At 59.2% G+C, this 16,300-nt stretch carries 13 protein-coding genes and 1 pseudogene; 8 read left to right on the forward strand and 6 right to left on the reverse strand.

The annotated features are described in order from the left end of the window. The first annotated feature begins 157 nt into the window (after positions 1 to 157). A complete protein-coding gene (locus tag ACWPVA_RS01800) occupies positions 158 to 1,216 on the forward strand; it encodes a glycosyltransferase family 29 protein (protein WP_454286048.1) in 1,059 nt (352 codons plus the stop codon). Between the two features lie 313 nt (positions 1,217 to 1,529). On the opposite strand, the gene ACWPVA_RS01805 is transcribed toward ACWPVA_RS01800, so the two are convergent. The 3 genes from ACWPVA_RS01805 to ACWPVA_RS01815 all read right to left on the reverse strand — a co-directional run bounded on the left by ACWPVA_RS01805 (position 1,530) and on the right by ACWPVA_RS01815 (position 4,580). Continuing rightward, entirely contained in the window at positions 1,530 to 2,516 is a 987-nt protein-coding gene (locus ACWPVA_RS01805; protein ID WP_454286049.1) for a WD40 repeat domain-containing protein, read from the reverse strand. Between the two features lie 58 nt (positions 2,517 to 2,574). Beyond that, entirely contained in the window at positions 2,575 to 3,675 is a 1,101-nt protein-coding gene (locus ACWPVA_RS01810; protein ID WP_454286050.1) for a CobW family GTP-binding protein, read from the reverse strand. Between the two features lie 101 nt (positions 3,676 to 3,776). After that, the gene (locus tag ACWPVA_RS01815; RefSeq protein WP_454286051.1) at positions 3,777 to 4,580 is read right to left on the reverse strand and encodes a creatininase family protein; all 804 of its coding nucleotides are present in this window, start codon (positions 4,578 to 4,580) and stop codon (positions 3,777 to 3,779) included. A gap of 97 nt (positions 4,581 to 4,677) precedes the next feature. Here ACWPVA_RS01815 and ACWPVA_RS01820 point away from each other — a divergent pair, with 97 nt between their 5' ends. The 3 genes from ACWPVA_RS01820 to ACWPVA_RS01830 all read left to right on the forward strand — a co-directional run bounded on the left by ACWPVA_RS01820 (position 4,678) and on the right by ACWPVA_RS01830 (position 7,290). Beyond that, entirely contained in the window at positions 4,678 to 5,172 is a 495-nt protein-coding gene (locus ACWPVA_RS01820) for a MarR family winged helix-turn-helix transcriptional regulator (RefSeq protein WP_454286052.1), read from the forward strand. Positions 5,173 to 5,291: 119 nt separating this feature from the next. Further along, positions 5,292 to 6,311, forward strand: a complete 1,020-nt coding sequence (locus tag ACWPVA_RS01825; RefSeq protein WP_454286053.1) for a LacI family DNA-binding transcriptional regulator — start codon at positions 5,292 to 5,294, stop codon at positions 6,309 to 6,311. Between the two features lie 16 nt (positions 6,312 to 6,327). Beyond that, the gene (locus tag ACWPVA_RS01830; protein ID WP_454286054.1) at positions 6,328 to 7,290 is read left to right on the forward strand and encodes a 2-hydroxyacid dehydrogenase; all 963 of its coding nucleotides are present in this window, start codon (positions 6,328 to 6,330) and stop codon (positions 7,288 to 7,290) included. Between the two features lie 25 nt (positions 7,291 to 7,315). Here the strand turns inward: ACWPVA_RS01830 and ACWPVA_RS01835 are convergent, their stop codons facing one another. Further along, positions 7,316 to 8,068, reverse strand: a complete 753-nt coding sequence (locus tag ACWPVA_RS01835) for a gamma-glutamyl-gamma-aminobutyrate hydrolase family protein (protein ID WP_454286055.1) — start codon at positions 8,066 to 8,068, stop codon at positions 7,316 to 7,318. Positions 8,069 to 8,376: 308 nt separating this feature from the next. On the opposite strand from ACWPVA_RS01835, the gene ACWPVA_RS01840 reads away from it, so the two are divergent. Then, positions 8,377 to 9,483 carry a TRAP transporter substrate-binding protein gene (locus ACWPVA_RS01840; protein ID WP_454286056.1) on the forward strand — a complete coding sequence of 369 codons (1,107 nt, stop codon included), beginning with the start codon at positions 8,377 to 8,379 and terminating at the stop codon, positions 9,481 to 9,483. 252 nt (positions 9,484 to 9,735) lie between these two features. Here ACWPVA_RS01840 and ACWPVA_RS01845 read toward each other — a convergent pair whose 3' ends face one another. Beyond that, positions 9,736 to 11,637, reverse strand: a complete 1,902-nt coding sequence (locus ACWPVA_RS01845) for a TRAP transporter large permease (RefSeq protein ID WP_454286057.1) — start codon at positions 11,635 to 11,637, stop codon at positions 9,736 to 9,738. Between the two features lies 1 nt (position 11,638). Then, the gene (locus ACWPVA_RS01850; RefSeq protein WP_454286058.1) at positions 11,639 to 12,190 is read right to left on the reverse strand and encodes a TRAP transporter small permease subunit; all 552 of its coding nucleotides are present in this window, start codon (positions 12,188 to 12,190) and stop codon (positions 11,639 to 11,641) included. A gap of 437 nt (positions 12,191 to 12,627) precedes the next feature. On the opposite strand from ACWPVA_RS01850, the pseudogene ACWPVA_RS01855 reads away from it, so the two are divergent. The 3 genes and pseudogenes from ACWPVA_RS01855 to ACWPVA_RS01865 all read left to right on the forward strand — a co-directional run bounded on the left by ACWPVA_RS01855 (position 12,628) and on the right by ACWPVA_RS01865 (position 16,270). Then, positions 12,628 to 14,932 (forward strand): annotated as a pseudogene (locus ACWPVA_RS01855) (putative bifunctional diguanylate cyclase/phosphodiesterase). 201 nt (positions 14,933 to 15,133) lie between these two features. Continuing rightward, positions 15,134 to 15,895: an N-acyl amino acid synthase FeeM domain-containing protein gene (locus ACWPVA_RS01860; protein ID WP_454286059.1), complete on the forward strand. Its 762-nt coding sequence runs from the start codon at positions 15,134 to 15,136 to the stop codon at positions 15,893 to 15,895. Between the two features lie 150 nt (positions 15,896 to 16,045). Further along, a complete protein-coding gene (locus tag ACWPVA_RS01865; RefSeq protein WP_454286060.1) occupies positions 16,046 to 16,270 on the forward strand; it encodes an aa3-type cytochrome c oxidase subunit IV in 225 nt (74 codons plus the stop codon). The last annotated feature ends 30 nt before the right edge of the window (positions 16,271 to 16,300 follow it).

Here is a 16,300-nt window from a genome sequence, read left to right on the forward strand (position 1 = left end):
AAAATATTGATGTACACGGGGGCTCGCGTGGCTGTTCAGATATGTTGGGCGGACTCTTAATGCAATAGGGAGTTAAGTGGTTACGCTGACACTCACATCAACAGCTCGCAGTTGAAACCGAGCGTCATACCAAGGATCAAACGGATCAGGTGCATCTATGACGCGCGATGAATTTTATCAGCAAGCCATTCAAATCATTCGCCGCCACGAAAACATTCCGGCCACAGAATTGACGAAGCCGACCGTTGCCGACTTGCGGACGGGACAATTTTCCGGTGCTCTGATTGATTTGACGGACTCGCTGTCGAAATTAGAACGGCATGAAATTCATCAGGTGCTGTCAAAAGCTTCGGTGATGAGATCGAAGCTCGTGGCCGTTGCATCGATCTATTACTCGGATGTCATATTGGAAGATGGATCCAACGAAAGCAAAACGGTGGAGTCTTCAGAATGGTGGGAAGCGACGATTCGGCAACATTTTGATGACGTGGACAGAATAACGCCATTTAAGAGCAGTGATGTCGCAGTAAGCAATTTTGCGATCAGTCCTGAGATCATATCCGAGATATCGGCGCTGCGGCGACGGTCTTTAGTTCCGGGCGAGTTGGGCAAAATCGCAAACAGGGTTGCTCTCAGATTGCGGCTCCTGCTGGGAAGAACAACGAGTCAGGAAACCTTGTTTCAAGAAATTGAGGGCAAAACTGTCGCAATCGTCGGGAATGCTCGATCTCTTGCAGCCAAGGATTACGGTCCGACCATAGATGAACATGATGTGGTCGTGAGATTTAACCGCGTGCCGATCGTGTCGCGAAAATCGCACGGTTTCAAGACGAATTGGGTTGCCACCAGTGTTCCGGTGTCTCAGCGTCGTCTTGATGATCTCGGTGCTGACCGGTTGTTATGGCTTTCCGCTCGCAGACGAAAAATGCCCTCTGAAACCATAGCTGTCCAGAATCTCTATGTGCATTCGACAAAACAGATTCGTTCTCTAGAGATGCGCGCAGGGGTGTCCCGCGCTACCACAGGCATTACGGCCATCGATTTCTTATCGAGATCGGGCTTGTTGAAAGCTACACTTTTTGGATTTGATTTCTATCGGAGCCAGTCGTCATCGTCACATCAAACGGCGGTCGAAGCGCCACATGCTTTTGACCGGGAGGAGGTCTTCGTTCGCAATCTCGTGCAATCGGACCGCCGATTTGAGATCGCCGAGTAAGGCGACTCCTTGTATGCATGCGCTTTCCGCTTCGCTCCGCCGGTCTGGTAGTAGATCAGGTCCTCACGCTCGGCTTCGTCGACGAGCTTGAGTGCACGCAGGAGTTTGTGGCGCAGGGTCTTCTTCTGGGGATTTGAGGTGTGTTGGGCCATGGTCGAGCGATAGCCTACCGGCGGTGGCAATTCAAGCGAAGTGATACGGGTGGCACAAGGTCTGGCGCAATCCATCAGTGTCATTCGTATGTAGAGCAGTCGCAGACACTCGTGGCAGTAATGCGACAGCTCTTTTTTCATTCAAGCAAACTGGATTCCGGTCACGCGGAGATGTCGATGACGCCGCAGTCGCCGGCTTCCGAGGCATAGGCCACGAGCTTGCCATTGGCGCTCCAACCCATGGAAGTGATCGCTCCCTTGCCCGGTCGACGCAGCAGGGCTTCCTTGCCGTCGGCAATGCGGACCGCCAGGATCATCCCGTCGATGTAGCCGATCGCCAGAACCTCCTCGGCCGGATGGAAGGCGACCTGGGTGACCATGATGTTGGCGCGGGTGCCGAGTTCGAGCGGCGCCTTGCCCATTGGGCCTTCCTTGCCGGAAAACGGCCAGACGATCGCCGCCGGCGCGCCGGAGGAGGCGAGCCACTTGCCCTTGACCGACCAGGACAGCGATTTGACCTTGGCCGGATAGCCGGTCATGCGCATGTGCCGGGTTTCGGCCGACTTGCTGTCGAGTTTCCAGCCGTGCAGTGCATTCTCTTGCATGGTGGTGACGACGAAGCGGCCGTCGGGCGAGAAGGTGACGCCTGTATGGGCGCCCTTCCACTCGAGGTCGACCGGTGCGCCCGTGGTGCCGATCCAGTGCAGCGTCACGCCGTTATAGCGGGCAGCGGCGACACGCAGGCCCTTGGGCGCAAAGTCGAGGGCCTCGATGGTGCGTTCCTCGGTAAACTCCTTGATCGTTCCGTCGGCAAGCCGCACATAGCCGGTCTTGCCAACCGCGTAGGCGACGGCGCCCTGCGGCCCGGCCGCGACGACGGAAACCCATTTGCGCGGTACCTGGGCAAGTTCGGTGACCGAGCCGTCGTGGGCGATCCGCAGTACCTTGCCGTCTTCGCCGCCCGAGACCAGAGTCTGGTCGGCGCTGTCCTTTACGCAGGCGAGTAGGCCCTGATGCGCTTCGGTCACCTTTTCACCGCCGTCGAGGCGGTGAATGGCGCCCGAAGCCGCGGCAAAAACCGGAATGTCGCCGAGGAAGGCAGCGGTGACGACGTGACCTTCTATGTCCAGGGGGGCGACTGTCGGCATCAGGCTTTCTTTCCTGCTGGCATGACCTGATCCGAAAACCGCTTCACACTTTTCGGCGTCATACTGCTACCTCGCAGGCGTGGAAGCTCTTCTCCAGCTTCTCGCGGTCGAGATCGCGACCGATGAAGACGAGGCGGCTTTCGCGCTTCTCGCCATCCTTCCACGGCCGCTGATGGTCACCTTCGATGATCATGTGGACGCCCTGCACGACATAGCGTTCCTCGTCGCCCTTGAAGGCGATGATGCCCTTGAGGCGTAGGATGTTCGGGCCGTCGGTCTGGGTGACCTTCTGGATCCAGGGGAAGAAGCGGTCGGGGTTCATCTCGCCACCGCGCAGCGAAATCGACATGACCGTAACGTCGTGGATAGGTGAGGGGCCGTGGTCGTGGTGGTCATGGCCGTGATCGTGATCGTGGTGTTTGTGGTCATGGTCATGGCCATGATGATGATCGTGGCTGTGGTCATGGTCACAGTTTGGACCACAGACATGGTCAGGATCGTCGTGGTCGAGGAAGCTAGGATCGTTTTCCAGCGCCCGTTCGAGATTGAATGCGCCCTGGTTCAGAACCTTGGAGAGATCGACGCCGGAGCGGGTGGTCGAATAGATGCGGGCCGAGGGGTTGATGGCGCGCACGATGTCCTGGATGCGATGCAGTTCGTCATGGCTGACGAGGTCGGTCTTGTTGATGACGACGACGTCGGCAAAGGCGATCTGGTCCTCGGCCTCGCGACTGTCCTTCAGACGCAGCGGCAGGTGCTTCGCGTCGACCAGGGCGACCACGGCGTCGAGTTCGGTCTTGGCGCGCACGTCGTCGTCCATGAAGAAGGTCTGGGCGACCGGCACCGGATCGGCAAGGCCGGTGGTCTCGACGATGATGCCGTCGAAACGGCCGGGGCGGCGCATCAGGCCTTCCACCACGCGGATCAGGTCGCCGCGCACGGTGCAGCAGACGCAGCCGTTGTTCATCTCGTAGATCTCTTCGTCCGACTCGACGATCAGGTCGTTATCGATGCCGATCTCGCCGAACTCGTTGACGATGACCGCATATTTCTTGCCGTGATTGTCGGACAGGATACGGTTCAGAAGCGTCGTCTTGCCGGCGCCGAGATAGCCGGTGAGCACGGTGACGGGAATGGGTTTTGCGGCAGTTTCGGTCATGAAAACCTCGATCGGATGGGGCGCAGACGATGCGCCTGTAATTATGTTACCCCATATAGGCGCTGACGGGTGGCAGTTCAAAGGCTTTGTTTGCGGGCAACTCAATCGTCTGCTGAGACAAAAGTATCGACATCAAACGCCTGCACGTCACGCAGCAAGGCGATCAGCCCCGCGACTGCGTGATCGATCAGCTTCTCGCCCTTCTCGGCGGTGGCTGCCTTGGCATTGCCGGTGACGCCACGTGGATTGAGATCCGCCATTTTCCAGCCGAACGCATGCGGGCCATAGGCGCGCAAATGGGTGAAGCGCGCGGCATAGTCGGTTTGGAGTGAGGAAAAGTTCTCAGCCCTTGTCATGTCGACCCGCTCGGGATGCAATGCCAGCATGACCGAGGTTTCGATCTCGCCGCCGTGGATGCCTATTGCCTTCTCCTCCGGCGCAATGACGCCTTGGGGCAATCCGAAGCGCGTCCAGCTGGTCGCAACCGCCAACATGCCGAGGCGCACCCGGGCTTCCGTCGCAACGATGGTCAACAGCGGTGAATTGCCGCCGTGAGCATTGAGCATGACGAACTTGCGAATGCCCTTGCGTGACAGGTCTTCGGCAATCGCCAGCCAGCGCGCGACGGCTTGCCCATAGGTGAGCGTCTTGCTGCCGGACACGTCCATGTGCTCGATAGAATAGCCGACCCGCTCGGCGGGAAGAAAGGTCACCGGCAGGTCGACCGGCAACTTCTCGCCCAGTCGAGCGACGACGCCCTCGACAATCAGCGTGTCGGTCTCGAAAGGCAGATGCGGACCGTGCTGTTCGTGGGCGCCGAGCGGCAGGACGGCGATCCAGTCGCGCCTGGCCTCGGGCGGAAGCGAAGGGTCGTTGTCAAGGAAACGAGGGTTGGGCAGGGGCATCTGGCGTCGATCCTGGTTCTTCGCTATGGATTTAGGCGCTTGAATGTTGGCCGCCGAAACAATTGAAGTAGCCGCCTTTCCGCGGCAGGAGGGGAGAATGGCGAAAAAGGACAAGGGCGACAAGAAAAACAAGTCCTCCAAGAAGAAGGAAGACGGTACGCGCACTCTTTCCGTTGCCGCGGCCCTCACCCAGGCATCCCGGGCCATGCGCACCCAACTTTCTCGCGGCCTTGCCGACTGCGGCCTCTATGCCGGGCAGGATACGGTGGTGCAATTGCTCGCAGAGGAAGACGGATTGACGCCTGGTGCGCTGGCACAGAAGCTTGGCGTCAAAGCGCCGACCATGACACGCACGATCGGCCGGATGGAGGCCCAGGGTTTCGTTGAACGGCGCAATGCCGATGCCGACGGGCGCTTGACCATGGTGTATCTGACACCTGAGGGGCGCGCCCGGCTCGATGCCATTGTCACGGCTACGGAGGAAGCCGAAGCAGCGGCGACCAAGGGCTTGTCGGGTAAGGAGGTCAAGCAACTCGTCAAACTGCTGGGAGCGGTCGAGGAAAGCCTGAACGTTCAGCCGACGAAAAGCTGATCTCCCGGTGATTTTCCGTGAGAACGGGAATTGATATGCGTACTTAAATTATTTAATTAAACTGTTTAGGCGCGTGAAGGGTACCGCAGGGCATGCATCGGTCCATCAAGGGAGGCAAAGTGGCTCAGAAGGTCAAACTGTCAACGATCGCTGAGTCGCTTGGCTTGTCGACGGCCACCATTTCGCTCGCACTTCGCGACAGCCCTCTGGTGGCGGCCGACACGCGCGAGAGGATCAAGGACCAGGCACGCGCCCTCGGCTACATTTACAATCGCCGGGCCGCCAGTCTGCGCACTTCCCGATCGGGAATTATCGGCGTCGTCGTTCACGACATCATGAACCCGTTCTATGGCGAAATTCTGAAGGCGATCGAGAGCGAACTGGACCGTAGCCGTCATACCTTCATTCTCTCCAATCATTATGACTCGGTCGAGAAGCAGCGAACCTTCGTCGAAACGCTGCTTCAACTCGGAGGCGACGGCGTGATTATGTCGCCGGCCATCGGTACGCCGATCGAGGACATCAAGCTTGCCGAGGATAATGGCATGCCCGCGATCCTGATCGCCCGCCAGATGGAAGGACTCGACGTGCCGACCTATCGCGGCGACGACAGCTACGGCATATCCCTCGCCACCAATCACCTTATTGGTCTGGGCCATCGCGTGATCGCCATGATCGGTGGAACGGATCAGACCTCGACAGGGCGCGATCGCTACCAAGGTTATGTCAACGCCTTGCGCAAGGCGGGTATCGAGGTGGATCCGGAGCTTCGCATACCCGGTCCCCGGACCAAGCAGGGGGGCTTCGAGGCGGCGGTGCATTTCCTGTCGCTGCCGCAGAAGCCGACCGCAGCGGTCTGCTGGAACGATCTCGTCGCCATCGGCCTGATGAACGGGATTGCCCGCGCCGGGCTGGTGCCGGGCCGCGACATTTCCGTGACCGGCTATGACGATCTCGAGGAGGCCTCGATCGCGACGCCGTCGCTGACCACGGTGTGGAATGGCCAGGCCGAGGTTGGGCGGCTTGCGGCGCGCGCCTTGCTCGACAAGCTGGCCGGCAGCCACGAGCCGGACGGTATTCATTTGATCAAGCCGGAAATGCGCATTCGCCAGTCGACCGGCCCGATTCACGCTCGCTGACTTAACAGGAGGCCAAATGCCGAATTCGCGCATCACCATCCTCGTGCCGGGCCGAATTAGCCCCCGGGTCACCGAAAGGCTATCAGAACGCTTCGACCTCCTCACGGTGCCGCATGGCAAGGAGCTCGAACTCTCTCTGGTCGATGCGCCGAGGGTTCGTGGGGTCGCGGTCTCGGGAGCACTTCCGGCCAGCTGGATTGCGGGGCTGCCCAATCTCGAAATAGTCGCCAGCTTTGGCGTGGGCTATGACGGCGTTGACGTTCACGCCGCCGCTGCACGCGGCATTGTCGTGTCCAACACGCCGGATGTGCTCAACGACGAAGTCGCCGACACGACGATCGCCTTGTTGCTCAACACGGTGCGGCAGTTGCCCCAGGCGGAAACCTGGCTGCGGCAGGGCCGCTGGGCGGCGGAGGGGCCTTTCCCGCTGTCGCCACTGTCGCTCAAGGGGCGGCACGTGGGCATTCATGGCCTCGGTCGCATCGGTATGGAAATCGCCAAGCGGCTGGAACCGTTCAAGGTCAAGATCAGCTACTGCACGCGTCGGCCGCGGAGCGATGTCCATTATACCCATTTCCCCACGCTGCTCGGTCTCGCCGAGGCGGTCGACATACTGATCTCCATTGTTCCCAAGACGCCGGAAACGATCGGTGCGATCGATGCCGCAGTCTTGAGCGCGCTTGGCCCGCGCGGTGTGCTCATCAATGTTGGACGGGGCACGACGGTCGACGAGCCGGCGCTGATTGCGGCGCTGAAAGCCGGGACGATCGCGGCGGCCGGGCTCGACGTGTTTGCCAACGAGCCGCATGTTCCCACAGAACTGCTGGATCTGCCGAATGTTTCGCTGCTGCCGCATGTCGCCTCGGCTTCTGTCCCGACCCGCAATGCCATGGCCGATCTTGTCGTCGACAACCTGACCGCTTGGTTCGAGACGGGGCGGGCGCTGACACCTGTGCCGGAAACGCCGCAAAAAGCCTGATCCGATGTCAAACCTGAGTGACGGCTTAGGCTTTGTTCTGGGCGTAGGCGCGCACGGCATCGCCGAAGGCTACGAACAGCGCGCGCGAGGGCTCGTCGGTTTCGGCCCAATATTCAGGATGCCATTGTACCCCGATGGCGAAACCCGTGGCGCCGATCACCGATACGGCTTCGATCGTGCCATCTTCGGCCAGCGCCTCGACCTGCAAGCCTGGGGCGGTTTTCGAGATCGCCTGCCGATGAAGTGAGTTGACCTGGATCGAACCGGCGCCGAGATAGCGGGCGATGCACGAGCCCTCTGCCACGATCACGTCCTGTCGGATGCTGTAGACCACGTCGCGGTCCTCATGCTGCGGCTTGCGGTGATCCCAAACGCCCTCCTGCTCCTGGATCTCGCTGGCCAGCGTGCCGCCGAGAGCGACATTCAGTTCCTGGATGCCGCGACAGATGGCGAACAGCGGGATGCCTCGTTCGATCGCTCTGCGGATGAGTGGAAGCGTCGTGGCATCGCGCGCCGGATCGAAGGGGCCATCGCTTTCACGCGCTTCGGCGCCATAAAGCGTGGGGTGCACATTGGTCGCCGAGCCCGAAACCAGAAGGCCGTCGACCCTGTCCAGCAGCGCGTCGGTCTCATTGCCATCTTCAAAGGCCGGGATGATGAAAGACATGACGCCGGCGACCTTCAGGGCGGCGCGGACATATTGGTTCTGAGCGGCATGCCAATGCGTTCCGTCGAATTCGCGAATATCGGCGGGAATGGCGATGATCGGTTTGGACATGGGGGACTCCGGGAAAGCCAAGGCGGCACAGTATTTCTTGGAGTGAGCCGGGGGGATAAGTCAATATGGGATCTGTGTCGGCTTTCAGAGGAACGCGCCGGGAGCGATCTTCTGCCCAAAAATGCAACCAATACAAGCAGGAAGACGGGCGCAAAGCGTGAAATGTTCAGAATGCCACTCTACGCCGAAAGAATATTGCGGCGGCGCTTGAAAGGTTTTGGACAAAATGGTTATGTCGCCGGCATTGCCATCGGGAGGCGGCGCAAGGTTTCCCCCGGTGGAGCAAAACCATGATGGGAGGTCATTTCATGGATCGTCGTTCATTTATCAAGAAGGCGGGCGTTGCCGGCACTGGTGTCGCTGCGGCCACCGTACTGGCAGCTCCTGCCATTGCCCAGGAAAACCCGAAGATCACCTGGCGCATGACGTCTTCGTTCCCGAAGTCGCTCGACACCATTTACGGTGGTGCAGTCGATATCGCCGAACGCGTTGCTGCCGCAACTGACGGTAATTTCAATATTCAGGTATTTGCCGCAGGCGAAATCGTGCCCGGTCTACAGGCGGTCGACGCCGTTGCCGCCGGCACGGTCGAAGCTGCTCACACCACCTCCTATTATTTCTGGGGCAAGGAACCAACCTTCGCTTTCGGTACGGCCATTCCCTTCGGCCTCAACGCGCGCATGTCCAACGCCTGGTTCAACCAGGGCAACGGCAACACGCTGATGAACGAATTCTTTGCCACCCAGGGCCTCTACGGTCTGCCGGCCGGCAATACGGGCGTTCAGATGGGCGGCTGGTTCCGTAAGGAAATCAACACCGTCGACGACCTCAAGGGTCTGAAGATGCGTATCGCCGGTCTGGCCGGCAAGGTGCTCGAGAAGGTCGGCGTCGTACCGCAGCAGCTCGCTGGCGGCGACATCTACCCGGCGCTGGAAAAAGGCACGATCGATGCCGCTGAATTCGTCGGTCCCTACGACGACCAGAAGCTCGGCTTCCACAAGGTTGCCAAGTACTACTACTATCCGGGCTTCTGGGAAGCTGGTCCGGTTGTTCACGGCTTCTTCAATCTGGAGAAGTACAACAACCTGCCGAAGCACTACCAGGCGATCATTACCGACGCTTGCGCCTATGCCAACACCAACATGATGGCAAGATACGATGCCAAGAACCCGCAGGCGCTGAAGCAGCTGGTTTCCGAGGGAACGGTGCTTCGTCCGTTCAGCCAGGAAATCATGGAAGCCTGCTATCAGTCGGCTGTCGAGATCTACGCGGAACTGTCGGCGCAGAGCCCGTTCTTCAAGAAGGTCTACGACGATCAGCTGGCATTCAAGAAGGATGCCTATCTCTGGGCGCAGCTCGGCGAATATACCTTCGACACGTTCATGATGATCCAGCAGCGCGCCGGTAAGCTCTAAGCTTTTCAGCAACTCCAAGAAACGTGAGGCCCTGGGGTTCTATCCTGGGGCCTTTTTCGTGTCCGGTCTCGGTAAAAGGCGTTGGTATCAGGCCACATGTGGCTGCCGGGTGGCAGCAAGGTGGCGGGAACCGCTGCGGTCTCCGGCTTGCTGCTGACATTTGTCTGACGACAAGGAAAAGCCCCGGAGTTTCATCCGGGGCCTCAACATTCCTGATCGGGTGCAGCGTTCTGCCGTCCCGGAATTGCAGTCTCAGTTGATCACCGGCGGTTGGCTGAGATCGGGCGCCGGGTTGGCCGCAGGCGCTGCCGGAGCAGGCTGTTCGCCGCCGAGGTTGAGCGGAGGCAGGCCGAACGCCGGCGGGGGTGCGGGATTGGCGGCCGGCTGTTCTCCCCCGAAGTTGAGGGGAGGCAGGCCTATGGCCGGCGCCTGGGCGCCATTGTCGCTTCCAGCCCCGAGCGGCGGCAACCCGAAATTCGGTGAGCCGTTGCCACCATCCGAGCCGAGCGACGGAAGCGACATTCCGCCGCCTTGGCCAAAACCGGGTATCTGGATCTGGACGTCATTCGGGTTCATGGTCGGTGCATCTGCCTTATAGCGCATCACCAAGCCAGGGAAGGCAATGACCACCAGGATCGCAGCGAACTGGATGATGATGTAGGGCAGCACGCCCTTGTAGATCTGCAGCGTCTTGACGCCGTCCACCGTCTTTCCGGTCACCTGATCCTTCCACTTCCCAGCTGGCGTGATCGAGCGCAGGTAGAAAAGCGAGAAGCCGAAGGGTGGGGTGAGGAAGGAGGTCTGTAGGTTGATCCCGAGGATGACGCCGAACCAAATCAGATCAATGCCGAGCGTTTCGGCGACCGGTGCCAGAAGCGGCACCATGATGAAGGCGATTTCGAAGAAATCGAGGAAGCAGCCGAGGATGAAGACGATGATCGTCACGACGACCAGGAAGCCGTATTCACCGCCCGGAAGGGCTGTCAGCAATTCCTCGATCCAGACATTGCCGTTGATGCCGTAGAAGGTGAGGCCGAAGACGCGGGCGCCGATCAGGATCATCATGACGAAAGCGGAGAGTTTCGTCGTGGCGTCGAGGGCATGCTTTACCGTCGCGAACGACAGGCGACCCTTGAGGCCGGCAATGATCAGGGCACCGGTCGCGCCCATCGCGCCACCTTCAGTTGGCGTGGCAATGCCGAGGAAGATCGTGCCGAGCACGAGGAAGATCAGCGCCAGTGGCGGGATCAGTACGATGATGACCTGTTGGGTCAGTCGCGAGATGATGTTGAGGTTGAACGTCCGGTTGGCAAGTGCAATCAGGTAGACCGTGAAGACGCCGAAGGCGAGAGCTGAGACAAAGCGCCAGTCGGTGCTTTGGATCCCCGTGAACAGCACCTCGTGGCCGAGGAAGTATAGGCCGACGCTGATGGCGAGCATGACGATCAGCGAAGTCACGCCTCCGCCCAGCGTGCGCGCTTCGAGCGGCAGGGCCGGAGCCCATTGCGGCTTCACCATCGAAACTGCGAAAATATAGGTGCAATAAGCGGCGATGATCATCAAGGCGGGATAAAGAGCACCAACATACATGTCACCGACCGAGCGGCCGAGCTGGTCGGCCATGACGATCAGGACCAGCGAAGGCGGGACGATCTGCGCGAGCGTGCCCGAAGCGGCGATCGTGCCGGCAACCAGCGGACGGTTGTAGTTGTAGCGAAGCATGATCGGCAGCGAGATGAGGCCCATGGCCATGACGGAAGCCGCAACGACGCCGGTCGTGGCACCGAGCAGCGCACCGACCAGGATGACCGCATAGGCAAGGCCGCCGCGGATCGGGCCGAACAGCTGACCGATGGTGTCGAGCAGGTCTTCGGCCATGCGAGAACGCTCGAGGATCAGTCCCATGAAGGTGAAGAAGGGGATCGCCAGCAAGGTGTCATTGTACATGATGCCGTAGATGCGATCGGGATGCGACTGAAGGAGCGGCCAGAAAAGCCTGATTTCCGGGGAGATGGCGGAGAGCTCGACGCCAGCGGCAAAGTAGATCAACCCACCGGCAGCAAGCGTGAAGGCCACGGGATAGCCGAGCAAGAGCATCAGCATGACCGTGGTGAACATGATCGGGGCGAGATTGTGCGCGATGAAATCGATCATGTCAGTGTTCCGTCACTTCGTTGGCTTCTTTCACATCGACCTCGTCTTGAAGGTGGCCGGAGATGATGGCGGCGCGCTTGATGATCTCGGAAATCGCCTGGGCGCTCAACAGGATGAAGCCGAACAAGACGGCGGCCTTGGCCGGCCAGATGGTCAGGCCGCCGGCGCTCGAGGAGATTTCGCCGATGCGGAAGGAGTTCCAGAACCAGGGCCAAGCAAGCCAGGTCATCAGAAAGGTGAAGGGAACGAGGAAAATGATGTGCAGGACCAGGTCGATCCAGTCGCGCGTTCGCTTGCTCCAGTAGCTCGACACGATATCAATGCGGATATGTTCGTTCTTCAGCAGGGTATAGGCTGCGGCGAGCATGAACACGGTACCATAGAGATACCACTGCAGCTCAAGCCAGGCGTTCGAGGAAATATCGAACATTTTGCGGATGACCGCATTGCCGGCGCTGACCAGGACGGCGGCAAGGAGAAGCCATGAAACCCAGCGCCCTATTGCCCCGTTGATCGCGTCGATCACCCGGGTGATGGCCAATAACATTTTCATGTTTGTCTCCCCAAATACTAAGGGTCGTCCTTAGAGCATGGACCGGTGACGTGCAACGGGTGAAACCTCGGGCTTTCCGGCCTTTTTCTCAGTTTTCCGCCTCGCTCTGTATAGCCTTTCGTCTAAGGTTTTTCTTCAGGCTTACCGAAAAACAACTGCAAGTTTGGTGGGTGATCGAGACGTCGTTGGAGGGGTGCCGCATGTCCCGTCTTGGGGCGGTTGGCGCAACAGACGTTTCATCGGCCTTAACTCGTTCGGCATAAGCGATTTGCCATTTAGGGCAATTGGACGCAATCTCCGGCGGTGGCCTGGGGACTGTTGCCGCAAGCGTCGTCGTGACCGCGCGAAGCATACGGCTGACTATGGATTTTCCTGTGTTGTTGGCAATCGATTTTTAAATCGTTTTGCATAGGGTTCAGGAACAAGGAGGCCATCGGATGAAGGCTCAAAGCAGAAAGACTGTGCCGGCGGACGTGTATCTGTCCCTCGTCACGTCGCTGTTCGGCAACCGGCAGACCCTCTTCACAGGCATGCTGGTCCACATCCTGACGTACCTTGTGGTCTATCATAAGACCGAGGATCCGGTCTTCATCATGCTGGCCGTCGCCTTCGTGGTAGTCTTCGCCAATCGCATTTTTCTTTTCGCCCGCTTCAGCAGAGCTCAGAAGTCCGCCTGGACTGTCCAAGACATTCGGCACTGGGAGATGCGCTATGTCCTGGGCGGTGCGGCGACTGCTGCCATTCTCGGAATCGGTTGCGGCTATTCCATACTCCAGTTCGAGGACACGTTCGTCGAACTCGCCTGCGTCGCCGTCACGATGGCTTCGATGGTATCCGTCGTTGGACGCAACTACGGTTCGCGGCTGGCCGTCAATCTCCAGAGCCTGGCCTGTTGCGTTCCGATTATTGTCGGCGCCGCATTTTCCCAAGACCCGTACAAGGTCTTGTTGTCGATCATGCTTATCCCTTTCGTCCTGACGACCCAGGCTATGGCAAAGGGCGTGCGTGAATTCCTCTACGAAAATGTCATCGCTTCGCGGGAAATGAAGAAGCTCGTCGTCAGTTTCGACACCGCCCTTAACAACATGACCCACGGTCTTCTCATGTTGGATCCGCAGAACCGCATCGAGGTCATCAATCGCAAGGCTTGCGAACTGCTGAATCTCGGCGATCAGGCCCGTTTGAAGAACTGTGATCTGGACGTTGTGCTACGCTACGGCGTCCGTCACACCTTCGTCGACGGTTCCATGCCGAACCTGATCCAGCGTCAACTGGCGCAACTGATGGATGGCACGACTTCACGTGCGATCATGCAGTTTTCCGAGGATCTCGTAATGGAATTCTCGGCCAGCCGCCGACCCGAGGGCGGCGTCGTGCTGATCTTCGAGGACGTGTCGGCCCGTGTCCGCGCTGACCGCCGCATCCTGCACATGGCTCGGTTCGATTCTCTCACCGGTCTTCCGCAGCGTGGTTACTTCGCCGAGCTGGTGCTGGAACAGGTTGCTGCCCGTTCGAAGAGTGGTGTCGTGGGCTTTATGGTCTTGGACATCGACGAGTTCAAGCACGTCAACGACATGAAAGGTCACGTCACTGGTGACCGGCTTCTGGCAGCCATCGCCAATCGCCTGCTGACGCTGGCCGCCGGATCGGCGACCGTCGGTCATCTCGCCGGTGACCAGTTCGCTCTGTTCTTTCCGAATGATGATCGTCGTGAGGACCTAGAGCAGAAGATGCGAGACATGCACGCGGCGATCACTGGTTGCTATGAAGTGGACGGTACGCCTTTCTCGGTCACCTTCTGCGCCGGCGCAGTGCTGATCGAGAAGCTCCGAACTGCGGATGGAAGAGTGGCAGATCAAAGCCGATCTCGCCGTGTTTGAATCCAAGTCACGCGGCAAGGGAAATCTCACCGTATTCGCCCAGGAAATGGATGCGCGCTACATCGAACGCCAGCGGCTGAAGACCGACCTGAAGGTGGCGGTGGATGCCGGCGCGCTAGAAGTCGTCTATCAACCGATGTTCGTCCTCGACGGAAGCCGAATCGCCTGCTGCGAGGCCCTGTCCCGCTGGACGCACCCGGAAAAGGGCGCAATCCCGCCGAATATCTTTATCCAGATTGCCGAGGAGATGGGGATCGTGGCGGCCATCACCCGCTTCATGATTCGCTCCGCGTGCCGCGATTGCGCGACATGGCCGGATACCATCGGCGTCTCGGTCAACCTGTCGGTTATGGACCTGCGCAACGACGACATCGTCAAGACGGTACTCGACGCGCTCGCCGATTCAGGCCTCGCTCCAACGCGTCTGCACCTCGAGGTCACCGAATCAAGCCTGATCGAGGAGCTTTCAGCGGTGCGCGCGATTCTCGAGAAACTGCGCACCTATGGCATCACCATCGCGATTGACGACTTCGGGACTGGCTTTTCCAGTCTCAGCTATCTGGATTCGCTGCCAGTGGATCATGTGAAGATCGACCGTTCCTTCGTGCGCGACATCGGAGAGGATGCCAAACGCTTCAAACTCCTGCGTGGCATCGTGAACCTGTCACGCCAGCTTGATCTCGGCATTGTCGTCGAAGGGGTGGAGACCCGCGAACAACTGGCGTTGCTCGCCAAATACAATTGTGCGGATCTCATTCAAGGCTACGTCTTTTCGATGCCGATTGCCTCGAATGCCGTGGCTGATCTCGCTGAACAGGCGGAAAAGAAGCAGACTTCGGTCCATCCAGCCCACGTGGCCTGACGCTCTTTGCGACCTTCGGCCTCGCGCGCCCCCCTAGATTATGATTAGAAAACTCGGGTGCAACCATTGGTTAACTATGTTTCTTAAGCATTTGTTAACCCTAATAAACGGTAAATCGTCGCACTACTAATTTTCGCAAGTGTGCAACCTCACGTGGTTCGCTAACGTTGGTTAACGAAACGTAAACCGCGAGGCCGTCGAATGAACGTACGCACTCAGATGCCCGAGAGTTTTGCTGCGCGGCTTATGTCGCTGCTCGATAATATCGAGTATCGTAGGATCGAAAGCAGCGAGGATTTCGGCGAGATCGAGCGGCTCCGATATCGCGCCTACAAGGCGGCCGATGTGTTGCCAGTCGGCGCCGGCACTCTGCTCGACGATATCGATTTCGATGATCATGCCTATGTCTTTGGCGTCTACTATTTCGAACAATTGGTAAGCACCGTGCGACTGCATTACGTAACGCCGAGCCACCCGGTGGCACAATCATCTGGCGTGTTTCCGGATGCAATCGACGATTTCCTTGAGGCAGGCCTTACCCTTATCGATCCGGCACGTTTCGCCGTAGAACCGCAGGTCGCGGCAGAGCTTCCGGTGCTGCCATATATCACGCTGAGGCCGAGCATCGTGGCGGCTGCATACTTCAAGGCGGATCGCGTGCTGCAGCACGTCAGGCCGCCTCATGCGGCATTCTACAAGCGTGTCTTCTATGCCGACACGATCATCGACCGCCGGATGACTGAAATTTATGGGCTGGAGCTCACGTTGCTGGCCACGAACACCCATACGACTGGACAAAAGCTGCTGGAACGCTATCCATTCTTTAATTCGGGGGAACACGAGCGCCGCCTTATGTTCGGCCGTGACAGAGCGCATGTGCTCCCGTCGCTCACCGTTCTGCCTTCGGCACGGTTGGTGGCTGCGGGGCACATCCCAGGAGCGGTTGCAGGCGTGCATTATTGAGGAATGCCACATGCGCCTGATTGCACTCCCTTCCAGCTTTGTGTAAGGCGGAAATAGGAGGAAGCGTCTTCGGCGCGTCCTGCACCTGACGAAATCCAAGTCGGCGGGCAGCCACAGGCCTGATCCGGCCGACCCAAGGGGAGACAGATCATGAGCGAACACCACAGCGGTCCGGCCGAAACCGGTGCTCCGATGAACTACAACGAGCATGAAAAGACCTATGATCTCTTCATTGCTGCGACCAAGTACAGCACCGTTTTCCTCGTAGCGCTGCTGATCGCGATGGCGGCCGGCTTCTTCGCTGGCGCCGGCTTCTTCGGCGGCCTGATCGTTCTCATCGTTCTGACCTTTGCCGGCATCTTCCTGTTGCGCTGATCGAGCAGCGGCAGGAGGAGGGCTCAAGGG

Source organism: Rhizobium arsenicireducens, assembly GCF_964021225.1.

Coding starts and splice junctions, on each gene's coding strand:
- ACWPVA_RS01800 (WP_454286048.1), top strand. CDS start 158: ATGACGCGCGATGAATTTTATCAGCAAGCCATTCAAATCATTCGCCGC.
- ACWPVA_RS01805 (WP_454286049.1), bottom strand. CDS start 2,516: ATGCCGACAGTCGCCCCCCTGGACATAGAAGGTCACGTCGTCACCGCT.
- ACWPVA_RS01810 (WP_454286050.1), bottom strand. CDS start 3,675: ATGACCGAAACTGCCGCAAAACCCATTCCCGTCACCGTGCTCACCGGC.
- ACWPVA_RS01815 (WP_454286051.1), bottom strand. CDS start 4,580: ATGCCCCTGCCCAACCCTCGTTTCCTTGACAACGACCCTTCGCTTCCG.
- ACWPVA_RS01820 (WP_454286052.1), top strand. CDS start 4,678: ATGGCGAAAAAGGACAAGGGCGACAAGAAAAACAAGTCCTCCAAGAAG.
- ACWPVA_RS01830 (WP_454286054.1), top strand. CDS start 6,328: ATGCCGAATTCGCGCATCACCATCCTCGTGCCGGGCCGAATTAGCCCC.
- ACWPVA_RS01835 (WP_454286055.1), bottom strand. CDS start 8,068: ATGTCCAAACCGATCATCGCCATTCCCGCCGATATTCGCGAATTCGAC.
- ACWPVA_RS01840 (WP_454286056.1), top strand. CDS start 8,377: ATGGATCGTCGTTCATTTATCAAGAAGGCGGGCGTTGCCGGCACTGGT.
- ACWPVA_RS01845 (WP_454286057.1), bottom strand. CDS start 11,637: ATGATCGATTTCATCGCGCACAATCTCGCCCCGATCATGTTCACCACG.
- ACWPVA_RS01850 (WP_454286058.1), bottom strand. CDS start 12,190: ATGAAAATGTTATTGGCCATCACCCGGGTGATCGACGCGATCAACGGG.
- ACWPVA_RS01860 (WP_454286059.1), top strand. CDS start 15,134: ATGAACGTACGCACTCAGATGCCCGAGAGTTTTGCTGCGCGGCTTATG.
- ACWPVA_RS01865 (WP_454286060.1), top strand. CDS start 16,046: ATGAGCGAACACCACAGCGGTCCGGCCGAAACCGGTGCTCCGATGAAC.